The sequence below is a fragment of the Polaromonas sp. P1_E1_2 genome (genome assembly GCF_056406035.1).
Genome location: NZ_JBFUAZ010000382.1, coordinates 1 through 4184, shown reverse-complemented (window position 1 = coordinate 4184; position 4184 = coordinate 1). Strand labels below are relative to the sequence as shown.

The following is a 4184-nucleotide window of genomic DNA, read 5'->3' as shown; positions in this document are numbered from 1 at the left end:
ATTCCTTACTGGTCATGCGCAAGCAGCTATCAAATCAATAGCGGTTGAGCCGAAGACTCCCGATCGGATTTGGCAGATTCACAGACAAGGGCATCACCGACGCGCAGCAAGCCACCCTGCAACACACGCGCCGTCAACCCGCCATGGCCGCGCATGGCGTTGTATCCGCCGGGGCCCAGCACTTCCTCCATGCGCGAACAGGGTTCGCACGGGCCGGTGATTTCCAGCACCACATCGCCGATGTGCAGCACCATGGGCTGGTCCCTGAAAAGGGACTTCGCCGCCAGCAGGTTCAGGCCCGACACCACCAGGTTGCGCCGCAAGCTCGCGGCTTCCACCGCGCCAAGCCGGGCCAGTGCGGCCAGCACGGGCAGGTGCTCGGCCTGGATCAGGGTGACCTGGCGTTTGCTGCTTTCCGGGCGAATGGCAGGCGCCGCCGCGCTCCGGTCGCCTTCCAGCCCGCGGCCGGCCAGTGCTGTCACGGTTGCAACGCTGAGCACCGGGCTGCGGCGGGCTGGCCTCAGCAAAATTTGCTCAAGCCGCCCTTGGTGGGGGAATTGCCGGGTGAGCGCGCGCAGGTCACTGATGCCCGTGCCGGCGGTTGCGGTCATTCCAGTACCTGTCCCGTGGAAGGGTAGCTGCGCGACAGCACCTGCTCGTCTGTCAATTCCGGGCCCTGCCACATGGTGACTTCTGAAGCGCCGGCCCCCAGGGCCATCTCATGGAGGGCCCGTATTTCCACCTGGGTGAAACCACCTGCGGGCTCGCCCAGAGGATGGAACACCATGCGGGGCGCGGGAGCCAGCACGTGGCTGGCCTGAAGTTTACGGACGAATGCCTTCAGTACCTGCTCACCGTGGGTGAAGTCGGACACCATGGAGCGCGGGTGGCTGAAAGGATTGAGGACCTGTGCCGACTTGCTCGATTTATGCAGGGCGGCGTCATCGCCCGCGCCCAGCACTTTGGGCTTGAGGCTGCGGGAAATCGCAATTTCGGGCACTTCGGAAATGAAAGCGCCCGTTTTCACATTGCGCACCGTCAGCCGGTAAGGCGACAGGCGGATGTACAAAGGTGGCGTGATGAAGTCGAACATGGTCAAGGGCTGCGGTTGAATTCAGTGAGCCTGGCGCTCATGACAATACGGCTTTCAGTGCGGCCAGGAGCCGCGCAGCTGCCAGCTTGACCCGCGTCTTGAAACGGCGGGCCATGCGCCATGGCAACGACGCCCTGGCCTGGGTCATGATTTTGTCCTTCCAGGCTTTCCAGGGGGTGTAGAGCCGCGCGAACCACGGCATTTGCATGAGTGCAGGCTGGGTCAGCTGAAAGAGGCGTGCCGCCAGCGCGGTTCCGGTGAGTTTGGCCGCCAGTATCAGCGCCAGGCCGACAGTGACATGCCCCAGGCCGAACAGGTAAAGCGCCAGCAGCTTCAGCGGGATCAGCGCCAGCACCGGCACGCCGAAGGCGAGCAGCGCAGCCCAGGGCGGCAAGCGGGTGATCCAGCGCTCCAGCCGCCCCCACCAGGGCAGGCGCCCCAGTGCTGCAAAGCCGGCGGCCAGCGGCTCCCAGCCCCATTCTTCAAATAGCAAAAACAGCGCGACAGGCGCAAGCAAAATGGCCCGCAACACTTTTTTGAATTTGCCCATATCTGTTTTCCTTAAAGCGCCGAAGGGTAGGCACGGCTCCAGCCGAGCAGCAGCACGCCCGCAGCAAGCGCCCAGGCCAGTGTGGCGCAGGCAAGCGTGACGGGCAGTGCCGCGCGCACGCTGAGCCAGTACACCACCAGCAGGTAAACCGCATAGGGGATGAGGGACCACAGGCCGAACAGTGCCGTGGTGCGAAGGTCTGCCGCGGAGCGTTCGCTGCCCACGATGTAGTGCGYAATCRGGGCAAAGGTGGGAAACAGCGGCACCAGGCCGGCGATGAAAAAGCTGCGCGACCGGGAAAGAAGGGCAATAACCAGCACGGCAAGCGCACCCAGCAGGCATTTAAGAAAAAGTGAAAGCATCGATCGAAAAGAAAAAGGAGTGCAGGGACGTGGCCGCAACAGCACGGCCCCACAGTTTATCGATGGGCACTATGGACACCCTTCGGCCTGTATCGCCTGCATGCCGTTTTGCGCTTCCCTGCGCATGAAAAAGATGCTGTCGTCTGAAAACTCGGGAATCACTGCAAAGCCGAGGCCTTCGTAGATGGTCAGCGCAGGGTGGTTGTCACGGTACACGCGCAGTGTGAAAGCTGTGGCACCGGTGTCACGGGCCGCCTGGGCCATTAGCAGCCTGCACAGCGTCGAACCCAGACCCTGGCCGCGCGCGCCGGGCGCCAGGATGATGCGGGCCAGATGGGCAGCACCTGCCTCACGCACCCAGAATTGCCCAAAGCCCAGCGCCTCTGCCGGACCCCGGCTCATGACAAAGCTGAAGGCGCCGGGTTCAGCCAGCAGTACCGGGAGCCGCTCGGGTTCAAACGGAAACTTCAGCTTGGGGCCGGCCCAGCGCAGACAGGTGCTGGCATCCTGGACCCATGTGGCCAGCGCCGCATAGTCGGCGGCCCCGGGCGGCCGCAAAACCAGCGAAGGAGCGCAGGGCGGTGATTGCGGGGAATCCATTGCGCCATTGTGCGGCAAGCCCGAGGCCTCGCGTTGCCCCGCCTGTACGGTGCGCCAGGCGGTAGTCCTTCAGCGGCCGTGCTTTACGCGGCACATTGAAGGCTGACGGCCTGCAGGGTCTTGCCGGTTTGAGGGTCGAACACCACGAGATTCACCTGGCGCTCATGGCCCTGGGTTGGGGCAATGCTGCGAAAGGCCAGTTTTTGCGGCCCGGTTCCACTGCTTTTGTATTCCCCGGCTTGGGTGTACTGGCGCACAACGAAGTCGTGTTGGAGAACCTCTCCAGCGTTTTCGCCGGCTTTCACTTTGGAGTTGTGCCCATGTTCAGTGACGGTCCAGTAGGCTGACCAGGACGGTGACACCTGCGGTGCGGGCATCGGGGTGACGCTGGCTTCAAACTGGTCCGGCCCGAGTTGCCTGAGCACGATGCTGGCGCGCGCGGGTTCCTTGCTGTCGGCAGGCCTGCCACCCCAGCGGGGCCAGTCTTTGCCGTTGAGTACGGCCTGCGGTGTATAGATGCTGCGCAGATTATTCCTGGACGCTATTTCGCGTTGCCGGCTGGTGTAGGCGGGCGCGGCAAAACGGTCAACCCAGCCGATGTAGTCCCAGTAGCCGACGTGAAAGGCCTGCACCACGGCCCCACTGCCTTTCAGCGACGAAGCCCATTTGTCAGCGGGCGGGCAGGAGCTGCAGCCCTCAGAGGTATACAGCTCAACGACCGGCGTGATGGTCGGCCCTGAGCTGATGGCGCAAGCGTTTTGTGCGGACAAGGCCCTGGACGTCAATGCCATCAGGACGATTGCGGTGATCAGCGGGGTATTGCGGCTGGAAGGCCGTGGGGGCGCGGTGTGCAGCATGAGGGTCTCCGTGGATTGCAGACCCCCATTGGTCGATGGACTTCGCCGGTTCTTACACCTGCCGGGCCCGGTTAATAAAAGAAAAGAAGGACGCGGCGCAACCGGTATTCAGGCACTCAAACCAGCGGCATGGTCTCCGAGTCTTTTTCCAGATGAGGAATGCCGCCATGCCGCTCAAGCCGGTCCTGGAGCTGGCCCATGTGGGCGGCCATGGTGTTGTCCGACTGCTCCAGCCGCGCCAGCAATGCCTGTTGCTGCTGCGAAAAGCGCTCGGCCAGCACAGTGGCGGCGGCGGCTTCCCGGTGCTGTGCGGCCAGGGCCTGCACCTCCAGGTAGCTCCGCAGTTCGGTAAAACGAGAGGCCTCGGCCTTGTCAGCCAGCTCACGCTGCGTGTTCAGCTCGCGTGCGTAGCGCCGGGTTTCCAGCAAGTTGGTGCTTTGCATGTAGAGCGTGGAGGCCAGAAACACCACCGTGGCAACCACCAGCAAGAGCAGCATCACGAAGCCCAGCGACACCTCCACGGTGGTAAAGCCCAGGCTGAGCATGCTCACACGGCTGAATTCATCGACATTGAGGGCCACAAAGCCCGCCAGCAGCAGCATGGCCACCACCAAAAAAATTGTGCGAGTCCGCATGTGTCTCTCCCCAGAAAATGTAAGAAATTGCTTTAAGCCAAGGGCCATTATCAGAAGCAAAACAGCGCTGGCGCTGTGGGACAATGC

Annotated in this window: 7 protein-coding genes; all 7 read right to left on the bottom strand. The window is 62.9% G+C overall.

Features of this window, described 5'->3' with window-relative positions:
* Positions 1–29: 29 nt before the first annotated feature.
* The 7 genes from AC1D1P_RS16175 to AC1D1P_RS16145 all read right to left on the bottom strand — a co-directional run bounded on the left by AC1D1P_RS16175 (position 30) and on the right by AC1D1P_RS16145 (position 4064).
* Positions 30–611: an MOSC domain-containing protein gene (locus AC1D1P_RS16175; RefSeq protein WP_477673672.1), complete on the bottom strand. Its 582-nt coding sequence runs from the start codon at positions 609–611 to the stop codon at positions 30–32.
* The gene (locus AC1D1P_RS16170) at positions 608–1093 is read right to left on the bottom strand and encodes a rod shape-determining protein (RefSeq protein ID WP_477669536.1); all 486 of its coding nucleotides are present in this window, start codon (positions 1091–1093) and stop codon (positions 608–610) included. The genes AC1D1P_RS16175 and AC1D1P_RS16170 overlap by 4 nt, the downstream gene beginning before the upstream one ends.
* A gap of 37 nt (positions 1094–1130) precedes the next feature.
* Positions 1131–1643 carry a hypothetical protein gene (locus AC1D1P_RS16165; protein ID WP_477669537.1) on the bottom strand — a complete coding sequence of 171 codons (513 nt, stop codon included), beginning with the start codon at positions 1641–1643 and terminating at the stop codon, positions 1131–1133.
* Between the two features lie 11 nt (positions 1644–1654).
* Positions 1655–2005: a GlpM family protein gene (locus AC1D1P_RS16160; protein ID WP_477673671.1), complete on the bottom strand. Its 351-nt coding sequence runs from the start codon at positions 2003–2005 to the stop codon at positions 1655–1657.
* A gap of 69 nt (positions 2006–2074) precedes the next feature.
* The gene (locus AC1D1P_RS16155) at positions 2075–2605 is read right to left on the bottom strand and encodes a GNAT family N-acetyltransferase (protein ID WP_477669539.1); all 531 of its coding nucleotides are present in this window, start codon (positions 2603–2605) and stop codon (positions 2075–2077) included.
* A gap of 83 nt (positions 2606–2688) precedes the next feature.
* The gene (locus AC1D1P_RS16150; RefSeq protein ID WP_477673670.1) at positions 2689–3462 is read right to left on the bottom strand and encodes a DUF1223 domain-containing protein; all 774 of its coding nucleotides are present in this window, start codon (positions 3460–3462) and stop codon (positions 2689–2691) included.
* Between the two features lie 116 nt (positions 3463–3578).
* Positions 3579–4064: a hypothetical protein gene (locus AC1D1P_RS16145; RefSeq protein ID WP_477673669.1), complete on the bottom strand. Its 486-nt coding sequence runs from the start codon at positions 4062–4064 to the stop codon at positions 3579–3581.
* Positions 4065–4184 lie beyond the last annotated feature (120 nt).

Coding starts and splice junctions, on each gene's coding strand:
- AC1D1P_RS16175 (WP_477673672.1), bottom strand. CDS start 611: ATGACCGCAACCGCCGGCACGGGCATCAGTGACCTGCGCGCGCTCACC.
- AC1D1P_RS16170 (WP_477669536.1), bottom strand. CDS start 1,093: ATGTTCGACTTCATCACGCCACCTTTGTACATCCGCCTGTCGCCTTAC.
- AC1D1P_RS16165 (WP_477669537.1), bottom strand. CDS start 1,643: ATGGGCAAATTCAAAAAAGTGTTGCGGGCCATTTTGCTTGCGCCTGTC.
- AC1D1P_RS16155 (WP_477669539.1), bottom strand. CDS start 2,605: ATGGATTCCCCGCAATCACCGCCCTGCGCTCCTTCGCTGGTTTTGCGG.
- AC1D1P_RS16150 (WP_477673670.1), bottom strand. CDS start 3,462: ATGCTGCACACCGCGCCCCCACGGCCTTCCAGCCGCAATACCCCGCTG.
- AC1D1P_RS16145 (WP_477673669.1), bottom strand. CDS start 4,064: ATGCTGCTGCTGGCGGGCTTTGTGGCCCTCAATGTCGATGAATTCAGC.